Annotated in this window: 18 protein-coding genes, 1 tRNA gene and 2 pseudogenes; 14 read left to right on the top strand and 7 right to left on the bottom strand. The window is 68.8% G+C overall.

Going from position 1 to position 21428, the window contains the following annotated elements:
* Positions 1-121 precede the first annotated feature (121 nt).
* The 6 genes from AC07YH_RS24365 to AC07YH_RS24340 all read left to right on the top strand — a co-directional run bounded on the left by AC07YH_RS24365 (position 122) and on the right by AC07YH_RS24340 (position 6985).
* Entirely contained in the window at positions 122-805 is a 684-nt protein-coding gene (locus tag AC07YH_RS24365) for a response regulator transcription factor (protein ID WP_494749486.1), read from the top strand.
* Complete coding sequence (locus tag AC07YH_RS24360; protein ID WP_494749485.1) at positions 802-2136, top strand: sensor histidine kinase; 1335 nt, start codon at positions 802-804, stop codon at positions 2134-2136. The genes AC07YH_RS24365 and AC07YH_RS24360 overlap by 4 nt, the downstream gene beginning before the upstream one ends.
* Positions 2137-2217: 81 nt before the next feature.
* Entirely contained in the window at positions 2218-2376 is a 159-nt protein-coding gene (locus AC07YH_RS24355; protein ID WP_494749484.1) for a hypothetical protein, read from the top strand.
* 58 nt (positions 2377-2434) lie between these two features.
* Positions 2435-4951, top strand: a complete 2517-nt coding sequence (gene mprF, locus AC07YH_RS24350) for a bifunctional lysylphosphatidylglycerol flippase/synthetase MprF (protein WP_494749483.1) — start codon at positions 2435-2437, stop codon at positions 4949-4951.
* A gap of 90 nt (positions 4952-5041) precedes the next feature.
* Positions 5042-6472 carry a virulence factor family protein gene (locus AC07YH_RS24345; RefSeq protein WP_494749482.1) on the top strand — a complete coding sequence of 477 codons (1431 nt, stop codon included), beginning with the start codon at positions 5042-5044 and terminating at the stop codon, positions 6470-6472.
* A gap of 93 nt (positions 6473-6565) precedes the next feature.
* Positions 6566-6985: a helix-turn-helix domain-containing protein gene (locus tag AC07YH_RS24340; protein WP_494749481.1), complete on the top strand. Its 420-nt coding sequence runs from the start codon at positions 6566-6568 to the stop codon at positions 6983-6985.
* 188 nt (positions 6986-7173) lie between these two features.
* Here AC07YH_RS24340 and AC07YH_RS24335 read toward each other — a convergent pair.
* Positions 7174-7264: transfer RNA gene (locus AC07YH_RS24335), tRNA-Ser, on the bottom strand.
* Positions 7265-7415: 151 nt separating this feature from the next.
* Here AC07YH_RS24335 and hfsE point away from each other — a divergent pair.
* The 4 genes and pseudogenes from hfsE to hfsH all read left to right on the top strand — a co-directional run bounded on the left by hfsE (position 7416) and on the right by hfsH (position 12060).
* A pseudogene (gene hfsE / locus AC07YH_RS24330) lies at positions 7416-8911 on the top strand (polysaccharide biosynthesis protein HfsE).
* Positions 8912-8921: 10 nt separating this feature from the next.
* The gene (gene hfsF / locus AC07YH_RS24325; RefSeq protein ID WP_494749480.1) at positions 8922-10361 is read left to right on the top strand and encodes a polysaccharide biosynthesis protein HfsF; all 1440 of its coding nucleotides are present in this window, start codon (positions 8922-8924) and stop codon (positions 10359-10361) included.
* Positions 10358-11287: a polysaccharide biosynthesis protein HfsG gene (hfsG, locus tag AC07YH_RS24320; RefSeq protein ID WP_494749479.1), complete on the top strand. Its 930-nt coding sequence runs from the start codon at positions 10358-10360 to the stop codon at positions 11285-11287. The genes hfsF and hfsG overlap by 4 nt, the downstream gene beginning before the upstream one ends.
* On the top strand, positions 11287-12060 hold the full coding sequence (gene hfsH, locus AC07YH_RS24315; RefSeq protein WP_494749478.1) for an oligosaccharide deacetylase HfsH: 774 nt from the start codon (positions 11287-11289) through the stop codon (positions 12058-12060). Before hfsG ends, hfsH begins: the two co-directional genes overlap by 1 nt.
* An 11-nt stretch (positions 12061-12071) precedes the next feature.
* Here hfsH and AC07YH_RS24310 read toward each other — a convergent pair whose 3' ends face one another.
* The 3 genes and pseudogenes from AC07YH_RS24310 to AC07YH_RS24300 all read right to left on the bottom strand — a co-directional run bounded on the left by AC07YH_RS24310 (position 12072) and on the right by AC07YH_RS24300 (position 15618).
* Complete coding sequence (locus tag AC07YH_RS24310) at positions 12072-13250, bottom strand: O-antigen ligase family protein (protein ID WP_494749487.1); 1179 nt, start codon at positions 13248-13250, stop codon at positions 12072-12074.
* An 86-nt stretch (positions 13251-13336) separates the two neighbouring features.
* Entirely contained in the window at positions 13337-14038 is a 702-nt protein-coding gene (locus AC07YH_RS24305; RefSeq protein ID WP_494749477.1) for a P-loop NTPase family protein, read from the bottom strand.
* 48 nt (positions 14039-14086) lie between these two features.
* Positions 14087-15618, bottom strand: a pseudogene (locus tag AC07YH_RS24300) (Wzz/FepE/Etk N-terminal domain-containing protein).
* 85 nt (positions 15619-15703) lie between these two features.
* Between AC07YH_RS24300 and AC07YH_RS24295 the strand changes: the two are divergent.
* Positions 15704-16453 carry a polysaccharide biosynthesis/export family protein gene (locus tag AC07YH_RS24295; RefSeq protein WP_494749476.1) on the top strand — a complete coding sequence of 250 codons (750 nt, stop codon included), beginning with the start codon at positions 15704-15706 and terminating at the stop codon, positions 16451-16453.
* Between the two features lie 52 nt (positions 16454-16505).
* On the opposite strand, the gene AC07YH_RS24290 is transcribed toward AC07YH_RS24295, so the two are convergent.
* Both AC07YH_RS24290 and AC07YH_RS24285 read right to left on the bottom strand, forming a co-directional pair.
* Positions 16506-16787: a sel1 repeat family protein gene (locus tag AC07YH_RS24290; protein WP_494749475.1), complete on the bottom strand. Its 282-nt coding sequence runs from the start codon at positions 16785-16787 to the stop codon at positions 16506-16508.
* 172 nt (positions 16788-16959) lie between these two features.
* Positions 16960-17685: a glutathione S-transferase N-terminal domain-containing protein gene (locus tag AC07YH_RS24285; RefSeq protein ID WP_494749474.1), complete on the bottom strand. Its 726-nt coding sequence runs from the start codon at positions 17683-17685 to the stop codon at positions 16960-16962.
* 210 nt (positions 17686-17895) lie between these two features.
* Here AC07YH_RS24285 and AC07YH_RS24280 point away from each other — a divergent pair, with 210 nt between their 5' ends.
* Both AC07YH_RS24280 and AC07YH_RS24275 read left to right on the top strand, forming a co-directional pair.
* Positions 17896-18432 (top strand): RcnB family protein, encoded by a 537-nt coding sequence (locus AC07YH_RS24280; protein WP_494749473.1) that lies wholly within the window; start codon positions 17896-17898, stop codon positions 18430-18432.
* Between the two features lie 192 nt (positions 18433-18624).
* On the top strand, positions 18625-18963 hold the full coding sequence (locus AC07YH_RS24275) for a proteophosphoglycan 5 (RefSeq protein WP_494749472.1): 339 nt from the start codon (positions 18625-18627) through the stop codon (positions 18961-18963).
* Between the two features lie 75 nt (positions 18964-19038).
* Here AC07YH_RS24275 and gatB read toward each other — a convergent pair whose 3' ends face one another.
* On the bottom strand, positions 19039-20538 hold the full coding sequence (gene gatB / locus AC07YH_RS24270; RefSeq protein ID WP_494749471.1) for an Asp-tRNA(Asn)/Glu-tRNA(Gln) amidotransferase subunit GatB: 1500 nt from the start codon (positions 20536-20538) through the stop codon (positions 19039-19041).
* Between the two features lie 240 nt (positions 20539-20778).
* Here gatB and AC07YH_RS24265 point away from each other — a divergent pair, with 240 nt between their 5' ends.
* Positions 20779-21387 carry a hypothetical protein gene (locus AC07YH_RS24265; protein WP_494749470.1) on the top strand — a complete coding sequence of 203 codons (609 nt, stop codon included), beginning with the start codon at positions 20779-20781 and terminating at the stop codon, positions 21385-21387.
* The last annotated feature ends 41 nt before the right edge of the window (positions 21388-21428 follow it).

Below are 21428 nucleotides of genomic sequence, written 5' to 3'. Positions count from 1 at the left end.
ACCCGATCCCGCCCACACCGCCAAGCACGCCGCCTGCGAGAAGGTCTGGCGCGCCCAGAAGGTGCGGCACGGTTCGCATGAAGCCTTCGTCGCCGCCTGCGTCGCCAAGGGCTGACCGCCTATGAGCCGACGGATCCTGGTCGTCGAGGACGACGCCGAAACCGCCGAGTACATCCTCAAGGGCCTGCGCGAGGCTGGCTTCACGGCCGAGCACGTGGCCGACGGCCGCGACGGCCTCTACATGGCCAGCAGCTCGGAGTTCGACGCCATCGTCATGGATCGGATGATCCCCGGCATGGACGGCCTGTCGGTGACCAAGGCCGTGCGCGCGGCCGGGGTGCAGACCCCGATCCTGATCCTCTCCGCCCTGGCCCACCTGGACGAGCGGGTGACAGGCCTGCGCGCGGGGGCCGACGACTACCTGACCAAGCCGTTCGGCTTCTCCGAACTGGCCGCCCGGCTGGAGAACCTGATGCGACGCGGCGTGGCCAAGCCGGTCGAGACCAGCCTGGCCTGCGGCGACCTCTCGCTGGACCTGCTGTCGCGACGCGTGACCCGGGCCGGCAAGAGCCTGGACCTGCTGCCGCGCGAGCTGAAGCTGCTGGAATACTTCCTGCGCCACCGCGACCGCGTGGTGACCCGCACCATGCTGCTGGAAGAGGTCTGGGACTATCGCTTCGATCCGCACACCAGCCTGATCGACACCCACATCAGCCGCCTGCGCAAGAAGATCGACGAAGGCTTCGACAAACCCCTGCTGCATACCGTGCGCGGCTCGGGCTACCGGCTGTCGGTCGAGCCGTGAAGGGCGCGCGCCCCTCCGTCCTGGCCCTGATCATCGCCGCGGCCGTCGCCGTCGCCCTGGCCTTCGGCCTGCTCGGCGTCTACCTGGCCGCCGACCGGCTGATCGAGCAACGCCAGCGGCTGGTGGCCGAGACGGCCCGCGACTACTTCGTCGCCTTCGCCCATGAGGAGGGCCTGGGCTCGATGGCCCGCGCGCTGGACCACCGGGCCCGCAACGAGCATGGGGCCTTCGACTACGCGGTGTTCGACAATGACGGCCAGCGGATCGGCGGTGCGGCGATCCTCGCGGCCGCCGACCTGCCCGAGCCGGGCTATAGCATCCGCACCATCGCCGGCGCCGACTATGAGATTCTACTCCAGCCGATGTCGGTGGGCGGCCTGCTGGTCATCTACGAGAACCTGGCCGACCGCCGCGCCTTCAACCGGGCGATCCTGACCACGGTGGGCGCCACCCTGGTGGCCAGCCTGGCCATCGTCGCGCTCGCGGCCCTGGGCCTTGGTCGCCTGCTGGTCCGCCGGGCCGAGGGCGTGGCCCAGGCCGCCGACCGCATCGCCGCCGGCGACCTCTCGGCCCGCGCCCCGATCGCCGGCGCCCACGACGTGTTCGACGAGCTGGCGGGCGCGGTGAACACCATGCTCGCGCGGATAGAGGAGCTGATGACGGGCATGCGCACGGTCACCGACAGTCTCTCGCACGACCTGCGCTCCCCCCTCACCCGCCTGCGCGGATCGCTGAGCCGCGCCCTGGACGAGGACCTGTCCGACGACACGCGCCTGGCCTTGATCGTCGAGGCTCAAGCCCAGTGCGAACAGGTCCTGGCCACCTTCGGCGCCTTGCTCGACATCGCCCGGGCCGAGACCGGCCTCTCGCGTGACCTGATGGCGCCGGTCGACCTGGCGGAGATGGTGCGGGACCTGGGCGAGCTGTTCGAACCGGTGATCGAGGACGCAGGACAGGCCTTGAGCGTCGCCGCGCCCGAGCGGCCCGTCACCCTGATCGGTCACGAGCTGATCCTGCGCCAAGCGCTGGGCAATCTGCTGCACAACGCCGCGCGCTACGCCGGTGACGGGGCGCGGGTCACCCTGTCGCTCGAGCCGGACGACACCGAGATCCGGCTGGTGGTCGCCGACACCGGTCCCGGCGTGCCCGCCGATCAGCGCGGTCGCGTGGTCGAGCGCTTCGTGCGGCTGGACGAGACTCGCTCCACCACCGGCTCCGGCCTGGGCCTGGCCATCGCCGTGGCCTGCGCCAAGCTGCACGGCGGACGGCTGGACCTGGAGGACAACCATCCGGGCCTGCGGGTCGTGCTGCGCCTGCCGGTCTCCGCCTAACCTCACAAAAAATCCAGCTTGCCGCCAAGCGCCAGTCAGGCGGCCCGGCGATCTAGGTCTCCGAAGAACGGAGATCCAGCCATGCGCGACACTGTCAAAGAGCCCGACGGCCCGTGGCTGCACGAATGGGATCTTCTGCTCCTGCGACTACGCCTGACGGCCCTTTTCACGGGCGCGGACACGCCCGTGGACGGATCAGTCGCCGAGGCTGACGGCGCCGACGAAGCCACTCATGTCTGACGCCGTCTTTACGGAGCGCGAGAACTCGGCTCCCCTGCTCCCCATGGGAGAAAGCCCCTTGGCCACACTCAAGACGATTGTCGCGCGCCTGGCGCCGGTCGTGCTGCTGGCCGCGGCCGGCTATGTCCTGTGGCGCGAGCTGCATGTCCTGTCACTGGGCGCGGTCGTCGGCGAAATCCGCGACTGGGGCGTCGGCCGACTGGCGCTGGCCGCCCTGATGGTCGCCGCCAGCTACGGCCTGCTGGCCGCCAACGAGCAGTTGGCCCTGCGCTGGGCGGGCGTGAAGATACCGCTGCGCTCGGGCCTGACGGTGTCGTTCATCGCCTACGCCTTCGCCAACAGTATCGGCCTGACGCCGATCGTCGCCGGAGCCGTGCGGGCGCGGCTCTATGGTCGTCACGGCGCGGATGTCGGCAAGGCCGCCCGCACCACCCTCTTCTGCGCGGTCGCCTTCGCGCTCGGCCTGACCACCCTGACCGGCGCCAGCCTGCTGACCGCCCCGCCGGCCATGTTCGAGACCCTGCACCTGCCCCCCGCCCTGGCGCACGGCGCGGGCGCGGTTCTGCTGGCCTTCCCGCTGGCCTATCTCGTCGCCTGCGCCTTGGCCCGAGGAACGCTGCGGGTGTTTGGCCGGGCCTTCACCCTGCCGCCCCTGCCCTGGGCCTTGGCCCAGCTGACCATGGGCCTGGCCGACAATCTGGTGACCTCGGCCCTGGTCTGGATGCTGCTCGGCGACGCCGCGCCGTCCTTCCCAGCCTTCGCCAGCGCCTATGCGGTCAGCACGGCCGCCGGCCTGTTCTCGGGCCTGCCCGGCGGGGTCGGGGTGTTCGAGGGCGCGATGCTGGCCCTGCTGCCGGACCTGGATCGCACGGCCCTGGCGGCGGCTTTCGTCGGCTATCGCCTGTTCTACTACGTCATCCCGCTGATGCTGGCGGCGGTCCTGCTGCTGGCCCAGGAATCCGGGACGCGCCGGGTGGGGCTGATGGCCCGTCGCCTGTGGCGCGAGGCCGGCCCCGCCGCCACCGGCCTGGCCTCGTTCGTGCTGGGCGGCGCCCTGGTGCTGATCGCGGTCGGCCGCATCCCCACCGATCGCCTGGGCTTCCTGCGCTCGGTCGTGCCGCTCATCGTGGTCGAGACCAGCCACCTGATCTCGCTGGCCGCGGGCCTGGCGCTGATGGTGCTGTCGCTGGGCCTCTTCCGACGCCTGGCCAGCGCTCGCCTGGTCGCCATACCCGTCGCCCTGGTCGCGGCCTCGACAGCGCTGCTGCGCGGCCTCGACATCGCCCCAGCCTGCGCCGCCCTGGTTCTGGCCTTGGCCTTGATCGCCTCCCGCCGGCTGTTCACCCGCAGCGGCGCGGTCGATCGCGACGAGCTGGCCCCGTGGCTGATCAGCGGCGTGCTGGCGGTGTTCGTCGGCTCGATCGCCCTGGGCGCCTGGATCTACGAGCGAGCACCGTTCGAGACGCGACTGCTGACCCACTTCGGCTATCACGCCGACCACGCCCGCTTCATGCGCTCGATCGCCCTGCTCGGCGGCCTGATCCTGGCCGGCGGCGTCTGGCGGCTAGCCCGCCTGCCCCACGCCCTGGCGCCGCTCGCCCCGCCCGCCGAGCTGGATGCGATCCGTCCCCTCGTGGAGGCCTCGCCCGACACCACCGCGCGCTTGGCCCTGACCGGCGACAAGGCCATCCTGGCCGCGCCCGAGGCCTTCCTGATGTACGGCGCGGAAGGCTCCAGCCTGATCATGCTGGGCGACCCGGTCGGCGATCGCGCGGCCGGCAAGGCCCTGCTCTGGCGCTTCCGCGAGCTGGCCGATCGCCAGGACGCCCGGCCGGTGATCTATCACGCCAGCGGCGAGCGGATCACCGACTACCTGGACCTGGGCCTCTCGGCGCTGAAGCTGGGCGAGGAGGCCCGTGTCCCTCTGGCGGAGTTCGACCTGGCCGGCGGCGCACGGCGCAACCTGCGCCAGAGCCATACGCGCGGCCAGCGCGACGGCCTGCGCCTGGAAGTGATCCAGCCACCGATCACGGACGACCTGATGGCTCGGCTGATGACTGTGTCCGACGCCTGGCTGCTGGACCGCGGCGGTCGCGAGAAGGGCTTCTCGCTGGGCCGGTTCGCGCCCGATGTTCTGCGTCACGACCCGATCGCCCTGGTCTGGAAGGGCGAGGACCTGGTCGCCTTCGCCAACATCTGGACGGGCGGCGGCGTCGAGGCCTCGGTCGACCTGATGCGCCATACCGACGAGGCTCCGCGCGGGACGATGGACTTCCTGTTCGTCGAGCTGCTGCTGTGGGCCAAGGCGCAGGGCTTTGCCTGGTTCAACCTGGGCATGGCCCCGCTGTCGGGCCTGGCCGATCATCGCCTGGCGCCCTTCTGGCACAAGGTCGGCCGGCAGATCGCCCGGCGCGGCGGCGCCTATTACGGCTTCGAGGGGCTGCGGGCCTTCAAGAACAAGTTCGATCCCGTCTGGACGCCCCGTTATCTGGCCGCCCCGCCGTCGGGCCTGGCCGCTGCCCTGATCGACGCCACCCGCCTGATCGGCCGCGAGCCGCCTCACCTTAAACGTTAGCTTAACCTCACAAACTCGTAAGACGGCCGGCAGGCTGGCGAGAGACCGGTTTGAGAAAACACCCTCGACGCCAAGTCCGAGGAGCCTCTCATGTCCGTCCGCAAGATCCTGCTGACCACCACCACCGCCCTGGTCCTGCTGACCGGAGGCCTGATGGTCACGCGCGGCGGTCTGGGCTCTCCGGCCGACGCGGCGCCTGTCCCCACGCCAGCGGTGACCCCCATGACCAACGCCCCCTTGACCGAGACGCCGTTCCACTACGGCTCCGTCGGCGCGACGACCATCTATCGTCGCGGGACCGAGCCTGGCCGTTTCGTGATCCTGATCTCGGACAAGACCGGCTGGACCCCGGTGATGACCGACCTGGCCCGCCAGCTGACGGCATCGGACGCCACCGTCGTCGGCGTCGACCTGCCGCGCTTCCTGGCCGCCGCCCAGCGCGAGGCCGGCAATCACGGTCTCTATCCGGCCGGCGACTTCTCCGAACTGGCCCAGGCCGCTCAGAAGGCTCTGAAGTTCGGCGGCTATCACAAGCCGATCCTCATCGGTCGCGGGGCCGGCGCGGCCCTGGCCTACGGCACGCTGGCCCAGTCGCCGGCCGGCATCTTCCAGGGTGGCGTGGCGCTGGACTTCACGCCCGATCTGGCCACGGTCCATCCGCTGCTGGCCGGCGACGGCGGCCTGACCCACGTCGCCGCGCCGGGCGGCTTCACCTACCAGCCCGCCGCCAGGCTGAGCGTCCCGTTCGTCAGCCTGCAGGCTGGTGACACCGCCCGAGACTTCTTCGGCAAGATCCCCAGCGCCCGCCGGCAAACCCTGGCGACCGACGCTGCTCTGGCGCCTCAGGTCGGTCAGGCGCTGGCGAGCGTCGCTCCGATCGCCGCCGCGCCGCGCGTCACGGCCGCCCAGTTGGCCGGTCTGCCGCTGGTCGAGGTTCCGGCCGCGCCCGGCGGTGACACCCTGGCGGTGTTCTATTCCGGCGACGGCGGCTGGGCCGGCATCGACCGGGGCCTGGCCCAGGGCTTCGTCCAGGCCGGCGTGCCGGTCGTCGGCTATGACTCCCTGCGCTACTTCTGGACCAAGCGCACCCCGCAGCAGGCCGCCGACGACCTGACCGCCGTGATCCGCCACTACCAGGCCGCCTGGGGCAAGAAGCGGGTCGTGCTGGCCGGCTACTCCTTCGGCGCGGACGCCCTGCCGATCATCGTCCAGCACTTGCCGGCCGATATTCGCGATCAAGTCCGCGTCGTCGCGCTGCTGGGCACGGATTCCACCGGCGAGCTGGAGTTCCATCCAGGCGACTGGCTGAACGCCGGCGCCCAGGACAGCTATCCCATCGCGCCCGTGCTCAACACGCTCAAGGACATGCCGATCGTCTGCATCTACGGCCAGCAGGAGCACGACGACGCCTGCCCGGTCTTCCCCGCCCAGATCCGCAAGATCGGCCTGCCGGGCGACCACCATTTCAACGGCGACTACGACGCCGTGGCCCGCGCCTTGAGAAGCGCCGCGGGCCTCTAGAGCCCGCCCACCTTTCGAAGATCAAGAGCGGCCGTGTCCAGTTCGCTGACCGGCCGTTCCTCCCTCCCAAAAGCGAACCCCGAGGAAAACGCCATGACCCATGAAGCCGAAGCCCGAACCCCCAACGCCATCGACGCGCATGTCGGCGCCCGGGTGCGCCTGCGTCGAAAAATGCTCGGCGTCAGCCAGGAGACACTCGCGACGACCCTGGGGCTGACCTTCCAGCAAGTGCAGAAGTATGAGCGCGGCTCCAACCGCATCAGCGCCTCCAAGCTCTACCAGATCGCGACGACCCTGCAGGTTCCCATGACCTTCTTCTTCGACGGCCTGGCCGACACGGCCGCCGGCGCCCCCGTCGCCAGCAATGCGGAAAAGGTGGTCCAGACCTTCCTGACGACGCCGGAAAGCTTCGCGCTCGCCGAAGCCTTCCCCAAGATCGGCCAGAGCCGCATCCGCCGCCAGGTCCTGAACCTGGTGCGGACCATGGCCGAAGACGCCAGCGACGCGGCCTGAGGCTTTGCTCTTGGGGCTGACGAAACCGGCGTCGAGCCAGCCGTGGAAGATCAGCCCCCTTCGCCCAAGCGGCGTTGGCTCCAGAAGGTGTTGGGCGGGGCTTTCCAACCCCGACCCGAAGCCCTTGCGCAACGCGGCTTGAGATTCCCGCGCTCGTGCGCGCCAAGCTTTAGCCAAGGATAGGGGGATGGCGGAGACGGAGGGATTCGAACCCTCGATACCCTTTTGAGGTATGCCGCTTTAGCAAAGCGGTGCCTTCAGCCTCTCGGCCACGTCTCCTCCTGAGAGGGAGCGGTCAGATAGCCTGTTCGCTACAGGATGACAACGGCGCTTGTGCGGAAAATTCGCCTGTTAACGGGGCGCTCAGACGGCCCCGCTAGGTTGAACATGGTTTTTCCAGCGATGAGCGCCATGTCCTCGATCCCCTCCTCTGCTTCGACCGCCGAATCCGCTGTCGCCTTCGTGGGCGGGGCGGAGGTCGGAGGCCGTGTTTCGGGCGGCGGAAGCGGCGATCCGGGACGCGCGCGACGCGGGCCGTTCCGCCCCGGGCAGCTGATCCCGTCGCGGGCGCGCCTGGAGGCGCGTCTGCTGGCGCGCACGTTCCGCATCGTCGACGCCCTGGTCGCCGTCGGCGTCGCCGTGGGACTGAGCGTAGAAGGTCACCCGCTGGCCGCCGGCCTGTGGGCGCTGACCGCCCTGGTCGCGCTGCGGATGCTGGGCGCCTACGCCTTCCCGCGCAAGCAGGGTCTGCCGCGCCACCTGGCCCGGGTCGCCCTGGCGCTGGGCCTGAGCCTGCTGCCCGCGGCGGCCGCGCTATTGATCTCGGGCCGCGTCGGGACCTCGGTCGCCTGGACCTTGCTGGCCGCCACCGCCGGCGTCACCGCGCTGCACGCCGTCTGGTGGACGATCATCGCCCGTGGCCGCCAGCTGGGCCGCCTGACGCCCAACATCATCGTGGTCGGCGCCACCGCCAACGCCCAGCGCCTGATCGAGGCGGCCCTGCGCACCGGCGAGGCCAATGTCCTGGGCGTGTTCGACGACCGCCTGGACCGCGCGCCCGAGAACATCATGGGCGTGCCGGTGCTGGGCGACACCACCGCCCTGCTCGACCATCGCATCATGCCCTATGTCGACCGCGTGGTGATCGCCGTGCAGCAAACCGCCCAGGGCCGCGTGCGCCAGCTGGTCGAGAAGCTGGGCGTGCTGCCCAACCCCGTGAACCTCTTCATCGACATCGGCGGTCCCGCCGAGGACGACGCCGCCCTGACCCGCATCGTCGCCGGCGGCGAGAACGAGCTGTCGGGCGCGGCCACCGGCCGACGTCAGGCGTGGATCAAGCGCGCCCAGGACCTGGCCGTGGCAGGCGCGGGCCTGCTGGTCGCCGGTCCGGTCATGCTGATCGTCGCCCTGGCCGTGAAGCTGGACAGCCCCGGCCCGATCTTCTTCCGCCAGCGCCGCCACGGCTTCAACAACGAGGCGATCCTGGTCTGGAAGTTCCGCTCCATGCGCCACGAGATGGCCGACGCTCAGGCCGTCCGCCAGATCAGCGCCAATGACGACCGCGTCACCAAGGTCGGCAAGTTCATCCGCAAGACCAGCCTCGACGAGCTGCCGCAGCTGTTCAACGTGCTGACGGGCGAGATGTCGATCGTCGGCCCCCGCCCCCACGCCATCGGCATGAAGACCGGCGGCGTCGAGTCGGCCAAGCTGGTCGCCGAATACGCCCACCGCCACCGCATGAAGCCGGGCCTGACCGGCTGGGCCGCCATCAAGGGCTCGCGCGGTCCCGTCGACACGCCCGAGAGCGTCCGCCTGCGCGTGGCCCTGGACGTCGAATATATCGAGCGCCAGTCGTTCTGGCTGGACCTCTACATCATCGTCATGACCATCCCCTGCCTGCTGGGGGACCGGTCGGCGGTGCGCTAGGCGGCCGGCGATGTTCTGGCGTGGCGTCCTCGGCTACCTGCCGGTCAATGTGGTGCAAGGCGTGGTGGGGCTGCTCACCATCGTCCTGTTCACGCGCGTCCTGGATCCGGCCCAGTACGGCGTCTACGCCCTGGCCTTCTCGGTCGGCAGCCTGACCCAGACCGCCATGCTGGCCTGGACCGAGGCCTCCATGGCGCGGTTCCTGGCGACGCGGGCCGAGGACGGCCGCATCGCCGACCACTTCGCCACCCTCTACCTGATGTGGATCATCGCGGCCCTGGCCGTGCCGGTCGTCGGGATCGTCATCGCGCTGCTGCCGCTGAACCCGGCGCTGAAGAACGCCATCTTCGCCGCTCTGGGCTCAATCTTGGTCGGCAGCCTGATGAAGCTGGCCCTGGAGCGCCGCCGCGCCGCCGGCGAGGTCTCCAGCGCGGCCCTGCTGACCATGGTCCAGATCGCCGGCGGCTTCGCTCTGGGCCTGGCCCTGGCGCTCACCGGCCTAGGCGGCGCGGCGCCTAGCCTGGGCACCGGCCTGATCTCGGTGCTGTGCCTGGCCGTCGTCCTGCCGCGCGAGCTGAAGCACATGGTCGGCGGCAAGTTCGACAAGGCCATGGCCGCAGCCTACGCCGCCTATGGCCTGCCCGTCGCCTTCTCGCTGATCCTGGCCCTGGTGCTGGCCAGCACCGACCGCCTGCTGCTGGGCGCGTTCCTGGATGAGGCCACGGTCGGCGTCTATCATGCCGGCTATTCGCTGGGCAGCCGCACCCTGGACGTCGTCTTCATCTGGCTGGGCATGGCCGGGGCTCCCGCCCTGATCGCCGCCCTCGAGCGCGGCGGCCAGGCGTCCCTGACCGAGGCCGCGCGCGAACAGGCCAGCTTCATGATCCTGCTCACCCTGCCCGCCGCCGTCGGCCTGGCCTTGGTCGCCAGCCCCCTGGCCGACCTGATGATCGGCGAGGCCCTGCGCGACGGCGCCAGCCACGTGACGCCCTGGATCGCCGCCAGCGGCTGGCTGTCGGGCATGACCACCTATTACCTGCTGCAGGCCTTCACCCTGGCCCGCCGCACGCCGCTGCTGATCGTCAGCATGATCGCCCCGGCGCTCGCCAACGTGATCCTGAATCTGCTGCTGATCCCGATGCTGGGCCTGGACGGCGCCCTGTGGGCGACGACCGTCAGCTACGCGATCGGCGCCGTCGCCGCCTGGGCCCTGGCCCGCCGCGCCTGCCCGCTGCCGATCCCGTGGGACGTGCTGGCCAAGGCCGGCGGCGCCAGCCTGGCCATGGCCGCCTGCGTGTCGCTGCTGCCGTCCCCCGGCGGCGTGCTGGAGCTGGCCCTGAAGGCCGGCGTCGGCGCGGCCGTCTATGGCGCGCTGACCCTGGGCCTGAACATCGGCGGGCTGCGGGCAAAACTCTCTGGTCTTCTTCGTCGGAGGGCCCCAGCCCTATGACCGCCCCCATCACCGAAATCCGTATCGAAAACGCCGCCTGGGCCAGCGCCCAGCCGCGCCTGTCGGTGCTGATCCCCACCTTCCGCGATGATCCGTCGGCCCTGCTCAAGGCGCTGGACGATCCCAGCACCCATGCCGAGATCGTGGTCCTGGACGACGGCGGCTGCGACGACGCCCTGGCCGAACGCATCGCCCGCCGGATCGAGAAGCTGCGCGTGCCGGCCCGCTTCGTGCGGCTGTCCAGCAACGAAGGCCGCGCCAAGGGCCGCAACCGCCTGGCCAGTCACGCGCGCGGCGCGCACTTCCTGTTCCTGGACAGCGACATGCTGCCCGACACGCCCGACTTCCTGAGCCGCTGGGCGGCGGTGGCCGAGACCAACGCCCCGGTGGCGTTCGGCGGCTTCACCCTGGACCAGACGCCCCCGCGCCCCGAGACCGAGCTGCACCGGACCATGGCGCTGAAGAGCGACTGCACGCCCGCCCCCGAGCGCGCCAAGGAACCCGAGAAGCACGTCTTCACCTCCAACCTCCTGGTCCGCCGCGACGTGTTCGAGACCATCGGCTTCGACGAGGGCTTCGCGGGCTGGGGCTGGGAGGATGTCGAGTGGGCGATGCGGGTCGTGCGCCAGCATCCGATCCTGCACATCGACAACACCGCCACCCACCTCGGCCTGGACGCCGCGCCGGTCATGGCCGCCAAGTACGAGCAGTCGGCGGCCAACTTCGCCCGTGTGGTCCAGAGCCACCGCGACATCGTCAGCGGCTATCCCAGCTACAAGGTCGCCAAGGCCCTGAAGCCCTTCCCGCTGCGTGGCGTCTGGCGGCCGATGCTGAAGTCGATCGCGCTGACCGAAGCCGCTCCCGTTTCCTTGCGCGCGTTCGCCATGCGGCTGTACCGCGCGTCCCTCTATATCGAGGCCGTCTGATGCAGACTTCGTTCGAGAAGGTCGACGCCTACGAACCCGACCGCAGCCTGAAGGGCAAACTGCGCCGTCGGCTGATCCGCCTGGCCTATCGCCGGCCGGCCAAGGTGGCGCTGGAGCGGCCGATGGTGTCGTTCAGCTTCGATGACGCCCCCGCCACGGCCTGCGAGGCCGGCGCCAAGGCGCTGGAGACCCGCGGCCTGCGCGGCACCTACTACTTCGCCGCTGGCCTGGCCGGGCGCGACGGGCCGATGGGCCGTTTCGCCACCGGGGCCGATGCCCGCCGCCTGCACGACGCCGGACACGAGATCGCCTGCCACACCTTCTCGCACCTGGACTGCGGCCAGTCGTCGAGCGCGGTGACCGTGGCGGACATCGACCAGAACGCCGAGAGCCTGGCCCAGTGGGGCACGCCGGATCCGGTCAGCTTCGCCTATCCCTATGGCGACGTCGGCGCGCCGGCGAAGACGGCCCTGGCCGGCCGCTTCAAGACCCTGCGCGCCCTGCATCACGGCCTGATCGCCGACGGCGCCGACCTCAACCAAGCCCCGGCCGTGGGCATCGAGGGCGAGGACGGCGAGAGCGTCGCCAATGGCTGGCTGGACAAGGCCAAGGCCCGCAAGGCCTGGCTGATCCTCTACACCCACGACGTGGCGGCCGAGCCCTCGCAATGGGGCTGTACGACGGGCGCGCTGGAGCGGCTGATCGACCGGGCGGTAGCGGACGGCTTCGACGTCGTGACCGTGGCCGAAGGCGCGCGCCGGATCGGGCTCTAGCCCCCCGTCCCCTACCCTTCGTCCTGGACCTTGTCCGAGAAGGCCAGCTTGGCGGCCAGGGCCACGAACACGGCCCAGCGGAAGTCGTTGTACACGACCGCGATGCTCTCGGTCAGGCTGACCAGGGTGAAGACGATCAGGAACGGGAAGGCCAGCATCGCGCCGCGATTGCGGAACACGGCGATGATCGCCAGCGTCATGGTCTGCAGGTAGAACAGCGCCCAGGCGGCCAGGCCGATGATCCCCATGCCCAGCCACTGCTCGATCCACGAATTGTGGGCGTGCTGGGGCGTGAACTTGGCGTCGTGGACGATCCAGGCCAGCGGTCCCCAACCGGACTTGTCGCTCCAGACGGCCGCATAGCCGTAGCCCAGCCAGGGGCGATCCTCGATCTGACGCATGGCGGCGGTCCAGATCTGGGTCCGGCCGGTGAAGGTCGCGTCCTTGCCCAGCAACTGGAAGAAGACGTCCGACGCCAGGAGGATGAACGCCGCCAGGAGGGACGCGCCGCTGACCCCGGCCCAGGTGGCGGCGACGCCGATCGCCGGCCCCCGCTGCACGATCCAGACGAACCCCAAGGCGGCCAGACCCAATACCAGCGAGGCCAGAGAGGTCTTCGACTGCGACATGATCACCAGGCCGAAGGCGAGGAACGCCATCGGCACCCAGATCTTGGCCTCGCGCGGGTTGAGCAGCGTCGCCGCGCCCAGGGCGCAGATGCCCATCGCCATCAGGCCGCCCAGCGCGTTCTTCTCCAGCCACAGGCCGCGCCAGGCGCCGGGGAAGAGCTCTCGCATGACGCCGATCGACGGGACGGCGAGGCAGACCACATAGCAGGCGACGATCAGCACGCTGAAGGTGATGGCGAACACCCGCGCCAGCTCGGCCCAGCGGAAACGAGCGGCCAGGGCCAGGCCCGAGATCGTCGTGCAGCCCACCGCGAAGCCACGGCGGATCGAGACGTCGGGCTGGATCGACCAGGTGATCGACGCGCCCACGACCAGCATCAGGATGATCAGGAACGGCTGGCGCAGCGTGGCCCGGACCATGTTCCAGGGCTTAGCCAGGATCAGCAGGAAGGCCAGGCCATAGGCGGGTAGGAAGGCCACGCGCAGCAGGCCCGAGGCGCTCTCGTCGGTCTTCTCGCCGAACAGCGGCAGCTGCCAACCGCCGGTATAGATCAGCAGCATGAGCACGGCGAAGACGACCGTCAGGAACGACGGCGCCAGCGTCCGAGCGTCCTGCCTGCCCCAAGCCGCATCTGGGGCCAGGCTGGTCACGGCAGGATCGCCTTCAGGAAGCCGGGCGGCTCGACCGAGACCTTGTTGAAGAACATGCCCGCGCAACGACCGCCGGCGGCCGTCAAGGCGTCGCGCAGCATGGCCGGCTGGCGCACGTCCGGCTGGTCGGCCGAGACCACCATCACCGTCTGGTCCATGTGCTGGGCGATGGTCGGGCCGGACTGCGAGCGGTCCAGGGACGGACTGTCGACGACGATGATCTCGGCGTGCTTGCGCAGCGCCCGCCAATAGTCCGCCGACGGAATGACATGGGCCTGCTGGCGGCCGCGCAGGGCCTCGCGGTTGAAGCGGGTGATCCACAGACGCGGCCCGCCGACGCTGTGGCCGGTCAGGAACTTGGCGTCCGGCCAGACCCCGCCCTCGGCGCGCGGCGCGGGCGGCTGGACGGTGAAGAAGGTCGAGCCGTCGGGCGAGGCCGCCACCGGCGGGCCCACGGGTCCGAAACGGTTCGGATCGGCGGCGATCTCGCGGAACTGGCTGGGGCTGTTCAGATCCAGGTCGACCAGCCAGGTCTTGCGACCGGCGCGACGCGAGGCGAAGCGGGCGAACTCGCGGGCGACCGTCGAGGCGCCCTCCCCGCGACGCGCGGAGATGAACTGGACAACGTGCGGACGTCCGGCGGGCGGCGTGCCAAGCGCCCCCCACAGCTCCGTCATCTCGACGTTCAAATCCACCATCTACCGAATCGCCACGAACTCAGAAGATCGCAACTTGCGACATTAACCCTACGGGCGAAAGGCGACGAAAGCGCTCACCGCTTGACCCCGGCCGTGGCCAGGACCGGCACGCCCAGGGTGCGCGAAGCCGATTCCGGCGTCTGCAATCCGGGACGCAGGAACATGCGGATCAAGCCTACGCACAGCGCCGTGAAGCCCGCGAACAGGACGGCCAGGATCAGCACCGGCTTCTTCAGGCTCTTGCCGGTCGACGGGGCCACGGCGCGCTGAACGATGCGGATGTTGTCGCTGCTCTCGGACGACATCTGACGCTGGGCCTCGTCCTGCTGTTCCTTGACCGTGAAGTCGCGGACGTTCGTGGACAGGACGTCGCGGTCCCGCGACAGCTCGTTGAACTGCGGCTCCAGGCCAGCCAGGCGCAGCAGGCGCGAGTTCACGTCCGTGACCTGTTGGGCGTAGGCGGCCTGCGATTGCTGCAAGGCGGCGACCTCGGCCCGCAGGTCGTTGCGGGTGGTGGCCAGGGTCTGCCAGATCGGGTTGGGACCGCTGCGGCGCGCGCCCTCGCCATTGGTGCGGCCGGCGGCCAGACCGGCTTCCAGCTGGGCGATCTGGGCGTTGATGTCCTGCACCGGCTGGGCGCCGGCGGTGTAGCGGGCCAGCAGGCCCTCGCGGTCCAGCTTCAGCGACGCAAGCTTGGTCGAGGCCGACATGTCGGTGTCGCGATACAGCACCGCCTCGGGCGGCGTGCGCGCCAGCTCGGCCTCGACGGCGGCCAGGCGGCCCGTGCGATCCTGCAGCTGGGCGTCGATCGAGTACTTCTGCTGTTCGACCTGGGTCTGCAGCTGGGTCAGCGTGTTCTTCTGGGCGGTGAAGTCGCCGATGTCGTTGGTGGTCAGGAACGACTGATAGGCCGTGTCGGCGTCGCCCAGCTTCTGCGCGAAGATGTCGCGCTGGCGCTGGAGCACATTGTTGTCGCCGCCGATCAGCAGGCTGCGGCGATAGATCAGGTATTCCTCGAGCAAGGTGTTCAGCACCTTCTCGGCCATTTCCGGATTGTTGTTCTGATAGGCCAGGCGGATGATCGAGTTGTCCGGCGCGGTCTCGATCTTCAGGCTCTTGGCGATCGAATCGCGGCCTTCGGCGAACAGCTTGCGCTTCCCCTCGGGCGTGGCGGCCACGTACTTGGCCGCGGCCTTCGGGAAGATGTTGCCGAAGCCGACCTTGCGGATCACCCGCTCGCGCAGCTCGCCGCTGCCCAGGATCTCGGCTTCCGACTGGATGACCTCGTCGGTGTTGGGCACCGCGCCACGACCCGCGTCGCCGGCCCGGGGCTCGTAGACATATTCCTGGCCCAGGCGGACGAACAGGCTGGACTGGGCGGTGTAGTTCTTCTTCAGCGTGGTGGCGAAGGCAAAGCCCAGCGCCACGATCACGATGAACACCACCAGCATCAGGAATCGCTCGCGCCACAGCAGGGTGACGAAGTCGGTCGGCGCGTATTTCGGACGCGCGCCGGCGACGCTCCCCGCCCTACGAGGCGGTGAGTCATGCGGCACGTTTGTCCAAGGGCTCGTCGACATCCGAATCCAGGCGGTTCAATCTGTCCCGCACCCTGGGGCGACCGGCCTTAAGGGTTCGTTACCCATTCCTGTTAAGACTTGTCGCATGCAGAGCCGCACGCATCTCAAGACGGTCCTGACCGTGGTCCTGATGGCCGGCGGACTTTCCGCCTGTGGGCACATCGACGCCGAGCCGATCACGCCGGGCCCCAGGCCTACCGCGAACTTCTCTAATATCGGTTACGCCGATTGGAGCGAGAGCGAGCCGTCGTACCGGTTCTATCCGGGCGACGAGGTCGATGTGGCCGTGCCGTCGGCTCCGGAGCTCAACAAGTCGGTGACGGTGCAGCCCGACGGCCGCATCACTTTGCCGCTGGTCGCCCCGGTCATGGCCGCCGATCGCACGATCGACGAGCTGGAGGGCTCGATCAGCCAGGCCTATTCCGGCACGCTGCTGCGGCCTCAGGTCCAGGTTTCGGTGAAGACGGCGACGCCGCTCAAGGTGTTCGTCGGCGGCGAGGTCAAGAACGCCGGCGTGTTCGACATGGCGGGCGACAGCGACGCCCTGCGGGCCATCATCCAGGCCGGCGGCTTCACCAATGGCGCCAAGCGCAATCAGGTTGTGATCATTCGTCGCGGCCCCGACGGGCGGGCGATGATGCGGACGGCGGACCTGCTCTCGGGCCTGACTCGTCCGGGCGGCACGGATCTGGTGCCCCTGCGGCGTTTCGACGTCGTCTACGTGCCGCGCAGCGGTGTGTCGGAAGCAGGCCTGTTCATGCAGCAGTACTTCCGCGATCTGCTGCCCATCAGCTTCAGCTACGCGATCAACGGCAACGTCAACGGCGGCAACTGAGCCGGTCCCCCACAGGACCGGCGAGCAGTCGTCCGAACCCGGTAAACCGGGTTCAGCCGTGGGCGAGCCATTCGCGGGCCTGACGCTGGGCTTCGGCGACTTCGTCGCTGGCCATCTCTTGCGACAGTTCCTTGCGGTAGACCTTGGCTTCGACCGAACCGCGCATGGCGGCCAGGTTGAACAGCATGTGCGCCGACACGTAATCCAGCGGCGCGCCGCCCTGACCGGTCGAATACAGCAGGCCCATGCGGAACAGTTCGTCACCGGTCGAGCCGGCGGTCGGCAGCGGCAGGGTGGCGACGATGGCCGGCGGCGCTTCATTCATCATCATCATGGCTCATCTCCTCTCTCAAGCTCGCCCCGGACGTTTTGTCGGTTCTGAGCTTGAAGAGAGGAAAGTCCCGCGCGACTGAACATATAGTTAAACGCGCGGAGAGCATAAATGCCGCACCCTGTTACTGTTTATTGACCCTGATTACTGGGCGTAAATCACAGTATACGACGCCTTAACGGGCGCGCTGCCCGAACAGGACTCTGCGGGCTTCTTCGGCCGCTTTTCCCGAGGATTGCAGGCCTCCGGAGCGTAGCTCGGCCCCGAGCTTAAAGCCTTTCTGCACGTTTTCCCGCGCTCCGACCCGCTCGAACCACGTCCTCAAATTGGGGAACTCGTCGAGAATAATGCCTTGGTTCTTCCAAGGGACGATCCACGGCCAGATCATGAAGTCGGCGATGGACAATTGGCCGCAGACGAAATCGCGTCCTTCCAGCTGCTTGTTGAGCACGCCGTACAGGCGGTGGGTCTCGTTGGTGTAGCGGATGGCGCCGTAGGCGATCTGGCGCTGGTCGGCGATGATCGAGGGGGCGTACTGGCGGAAATGATGGGTCTGGCCGGCCATCGGGCCCAGGCCGCCCATCTGCCACATCACCCACTGGTCGATGTGGACGCGGTCCCGCTCGGTCTCGCCGTAGAACTGACCGGTCTTTCGAGCCAGGTACTGCAGGATGGCGCCCGACTCGAAGATCGAGATCGGCTGGCCGTCGGGACCGTCGTGATCGACGATGGCCGGCATGCGGTTGTTGGGGCTGATGGCCAGGAAGTCCGGCTTGAACTGCTCGCCGGTCCCGATGTTCACCGGGATCATCTCATAGGGCAGGCCCATCTCCTCCAGAGCGATGGAGACCTTCCAGCCGTTGGGCGTGGGCCAATAGTGCAGTTCGATCGGACGGCTCATTGGCCTTCCCTCCCTGTCATCGTTGTTGTGACGAAAGATGGTCGCCCGCGCCCTCCCCGCCAAGGCTTCCGTAGGGAAATCAGCCAAGCGAAGCCTGACGGCGCCGTTCAGCCTGGGTTCAGCCGAAGAGCGTCATTCTGCGTTTCAAGGTCGAGGGAAGTTTCTAGGCGACGTCTCGGAGGCGCCGCCCGACCACTAGGAGAAGACGACATGAAACGTCTGCTGCTCACCATCGCCGCCGTGGCCTCCGTGGCGGGCCCGATGGCTCTGACGGCCACCGACGCCGCGGCCCAGGATCGCGGCCGCTGGGAACATAACGATCGTGACCGCGGCGATCGCGGCCGTGGCGACTGGGATCGCGGCCGGGACCATGACCGTCGCGACTATGACCGCGATCGCGGCCGTGGCGACTATGGTCGCGGGAACTACGGTCGTAGCGACTATGGTCGCAATGACCGCTGGGATGGCGGCCGCCACAACGGCTACTATTATAACAATCGCTGGTCCTACGGCCCGCCGCCGGCCGCCTATTATGGCCGTCCGGGTTTCCGACCCGGCTATACGTCGTGGCGTCGCGGCGCCTATCTGCCCGGTTACTATCGTGGCGGCGGCTATGTGGTGAACGATTACTATCGTTACAGCCTGCGCCAACCGCCCCGGGGGTACTATTGGTATCGCACCGGCAATGACTACGTGCTGGCCGCCATCGCGACGGGGCTGATCTTCGACGTCATCGCCAACCACTAGACCTGAACTGCCTTTATAGTGTCGAGACGGCGTCCTGGGCTTTGCCTGGGGCGCCGTTTTGCGGTCACAAGCGCCTCAACCTCGCCGCGCATGGGGCCTAAGCGCCCGATTGCGAAGTCATTTCGACCGCATTGCTTGGCCAGCGTAGGGCTCGCGTCACACAACGACGCTGCAGCAATACGGTCCCCACCCATGAAGACCCTGCGCATCACCACCGCCGCCCTGGCTCTGGCCGCCACCGCCTACGCTGGCTCGGCCCTGGCCCAGGTGACCCAGACCGCGCCGAGCGATCCGCAAGCCAGCGCGACCGCTCCGGCCACGACCAATGATCCGTCGGCCGCCGCGCCGACCACCGAACAACCGGCCCCGCCGGCTTCGGAAACCGCGACGCCCGCCGACTCGGCTGGCGCCCCGACCTCGGCCACCGCTCCGGCCACGCAAGAACCGACGGCCCCGGCCGCCGACGACAAGGCCGCCAAGAAGGCCAAGAAGCACAAGAAGCCGGCCGAAGAGCCGACCGCGCCCCAATAAGAAAGTTCGCATCAACGAAGAAGGGCCCGCGGTTTCCACCGCGGGCCCTCGTCATTTTCAGGCAGTGCTGACTGACTATTCGGCGACGCCGAGCTTCTTGCGCAGCAGCTCGTTGAGCGTGGCGGGGTTGGCCTTGCCGCCCGTGGCCTTCATGACCTGGCCGACGAACCAGCCCAGAGCCTGCGGCTTTTCCTTCACGGCCTCGGCCTTGTCCGGATTGGCGGCGACCAGGTCGTCGATGGCCTTCTCGATGGCGCCGGTGTCGTTGATCTGCACCAAGCCGCGCTTTTCCACGATCTCGGCGGGACGGCCTTCGCCGGCCCACATGTGCTCGAAGACCTCCTTGGCGATCTTCGACGAGATCGTGCCGTTCTCGATCAGCTCGACCAGCTGGGCGATGTCCGACGACGGCAGCGGCGAGGCGGCGATCTCGTGGCCGTTGGCCGACAGCTTCGACAGCAGCTCGTTGGTCACCCAGTTGGCCACCAGCTTGGCGTCGCGGCCCTTGGCGGCGGCTTCGAAGTAGTCGGCGCGGTCGCTCTCGATGATCAGCACGCCGGCGTCATAGGCCGACAGGCCGTACTGGCTCTGCAGGCGCAGCTTCTTGGCGTCCGGCAGTTCCGGCAGGGTCGTCTCGAGTTCCTTCACCCAGGCGGCGTCCAGCACCAGCGGCAGCAGGTCGGGATCGGGGAAGTAGCGGTAGTCGTGCGCTTCTTCCTTGCTGCGCATCGAGCGGGTCTCGAGCTTGGTCGGGTCGAACAGGCGGGTCTCCTGGTCGATCTTGCCGCCGTCTTCCAGGATCTCGATCTGGCGACGGGCTTCGTACTCGATGGCCTGCTGGATGTAGCGATACGAGTTGACGTTCTTGATCTCGCAGCGCGTGCCCAGGTGGCTGAAGCTGCCGGTCTCGCGGAACTTCTCGTAGTCGCCGGGGCGGCAGACCGAGACGTTGACGTCGGCGCGCAGGTTGCCCTTCTCCATGTCACCGTCGCAGGTGCCCAGGTAAACGAGGATCGTGCGCAGCTTCTTCACATAGGCCGCGGCCTCTTCCGAGGTGCGCATGTCGGGCTTGGAGACGATCTCCATCAGCGCCGTGCCCGCGCGGTTCAGGTCGACATAGGTCGCGTTCGGGTCCTGATCGTGCAGCGACTTGCCCGCGTCCTGCTCCAGGTGCAGGCGCTCGATGCGGACGTCGAAGGTCGTGCCGTCGTCGCGCTCGACGGTCACCACGCCCTCGCCGACGATCGGCTGGTCGAACTGGCTGATCTGATAGCCCTGCGGCAGGTCGGGATAGAAGTAGTTCTTGCGGTCGAAGCGGCTCTTCAGATTGATCTGCGCCTTCAGGCCCAGGCCCGTCTTCACCGCCTGCTCGACGCAGAACTTGTTCAGCACGGGCAGCATGCCCGGCATGGCCGCGTCGATGAGGCTGACCTGCTCGTTCGGACCCGCGCCGAAACCGACGGCGGCGCCGGAGAACAGCTTGGACTTGCTGGCCACCTGAGCGTGGACCTCGAGGCCGAGGACGATTTCCCAGGGGCCGGTGCGGCCTTGGATCGTTTTGGAATCTTGCGTCATGGCCGTTTCTCTACATCAAGCAGGCTAGGCCGGAAAAGCTTTCGGACGCCTGCGGGCGGCATCTTCTTCGATCCAGGCCCGGCAAGGCTTTGAAGTTGTTTTCAGGAAGCGTGGCCGTACATTTTCCGATTTAGCTGAATAAGGCCGGATTGAGTCAAATCCGGCGCCATTACAGGGCAAGGGAACCGCTGAGTTATCGCGCCGTTCATTTTCTCGAACAGCTCACTCACGGAGGTAGAAATGCCCACCGCTCGCACCGCCCGCCCCGCTCTGAACTTCGACGCCCCGGAACCGGTCGTCGCGACTGACTCGAATGCTTCGGCATTGTTTCCGAGCCAGCCGATCTATGCTCGCACGCCTAAGAAGAAAGCGTCTGGCAACCTGCCGCTTCTGATCGGTGTCCCGGTCGTCGCCGTCGTCGCTGGCGGCATGATCTGGGCCATGACGGCCAATCGCGCCGAAGCCCCGACCGATCCGCAGTCGCTGAAGGTCGCCGCCGCCGAAAGCCCGGCCCCGAAGACGACGCCGCTCCCGGCTGAAGCCTCGGCCACGCCGTCGCCGATCCCGCAGCCGACCGAACTGGCCGCCAACGAGACCCCGGCGCCCGCCCCGGTCGCCCGCTCGGCTCCGGCGCCGCGCGCTGCTCCGGTCCGCACGGCTCGCCGCGCGACTCCGGTCGAGGAAACCACCGCTCCGGACGCCTCGACGGCTTCGGCTAACGTCAGCGCCACGGTCCCGGCCGCCCCGCCGGCCGTCAGCGCCCCGATCGCCGAACCGGCTCCGCTGGTGATCCCGGCCCCGGCGGCTCCGGCCCCGACGCCGCAGCCCCAGGCGACGATCCCGCAATAACCGGGATCCCACATCCCTGAACGAAGAAGGGGGGGGGGGCC

The organism is Caulobacter sp. GW456-12-1-14-TSB4 (assembly GCF_059424195.1).
The sequence above is the reverse complement of the archived record's forward strand: the minus strand, read 5'-3'. Positions and strand labels throughout refer to the sequence as shown.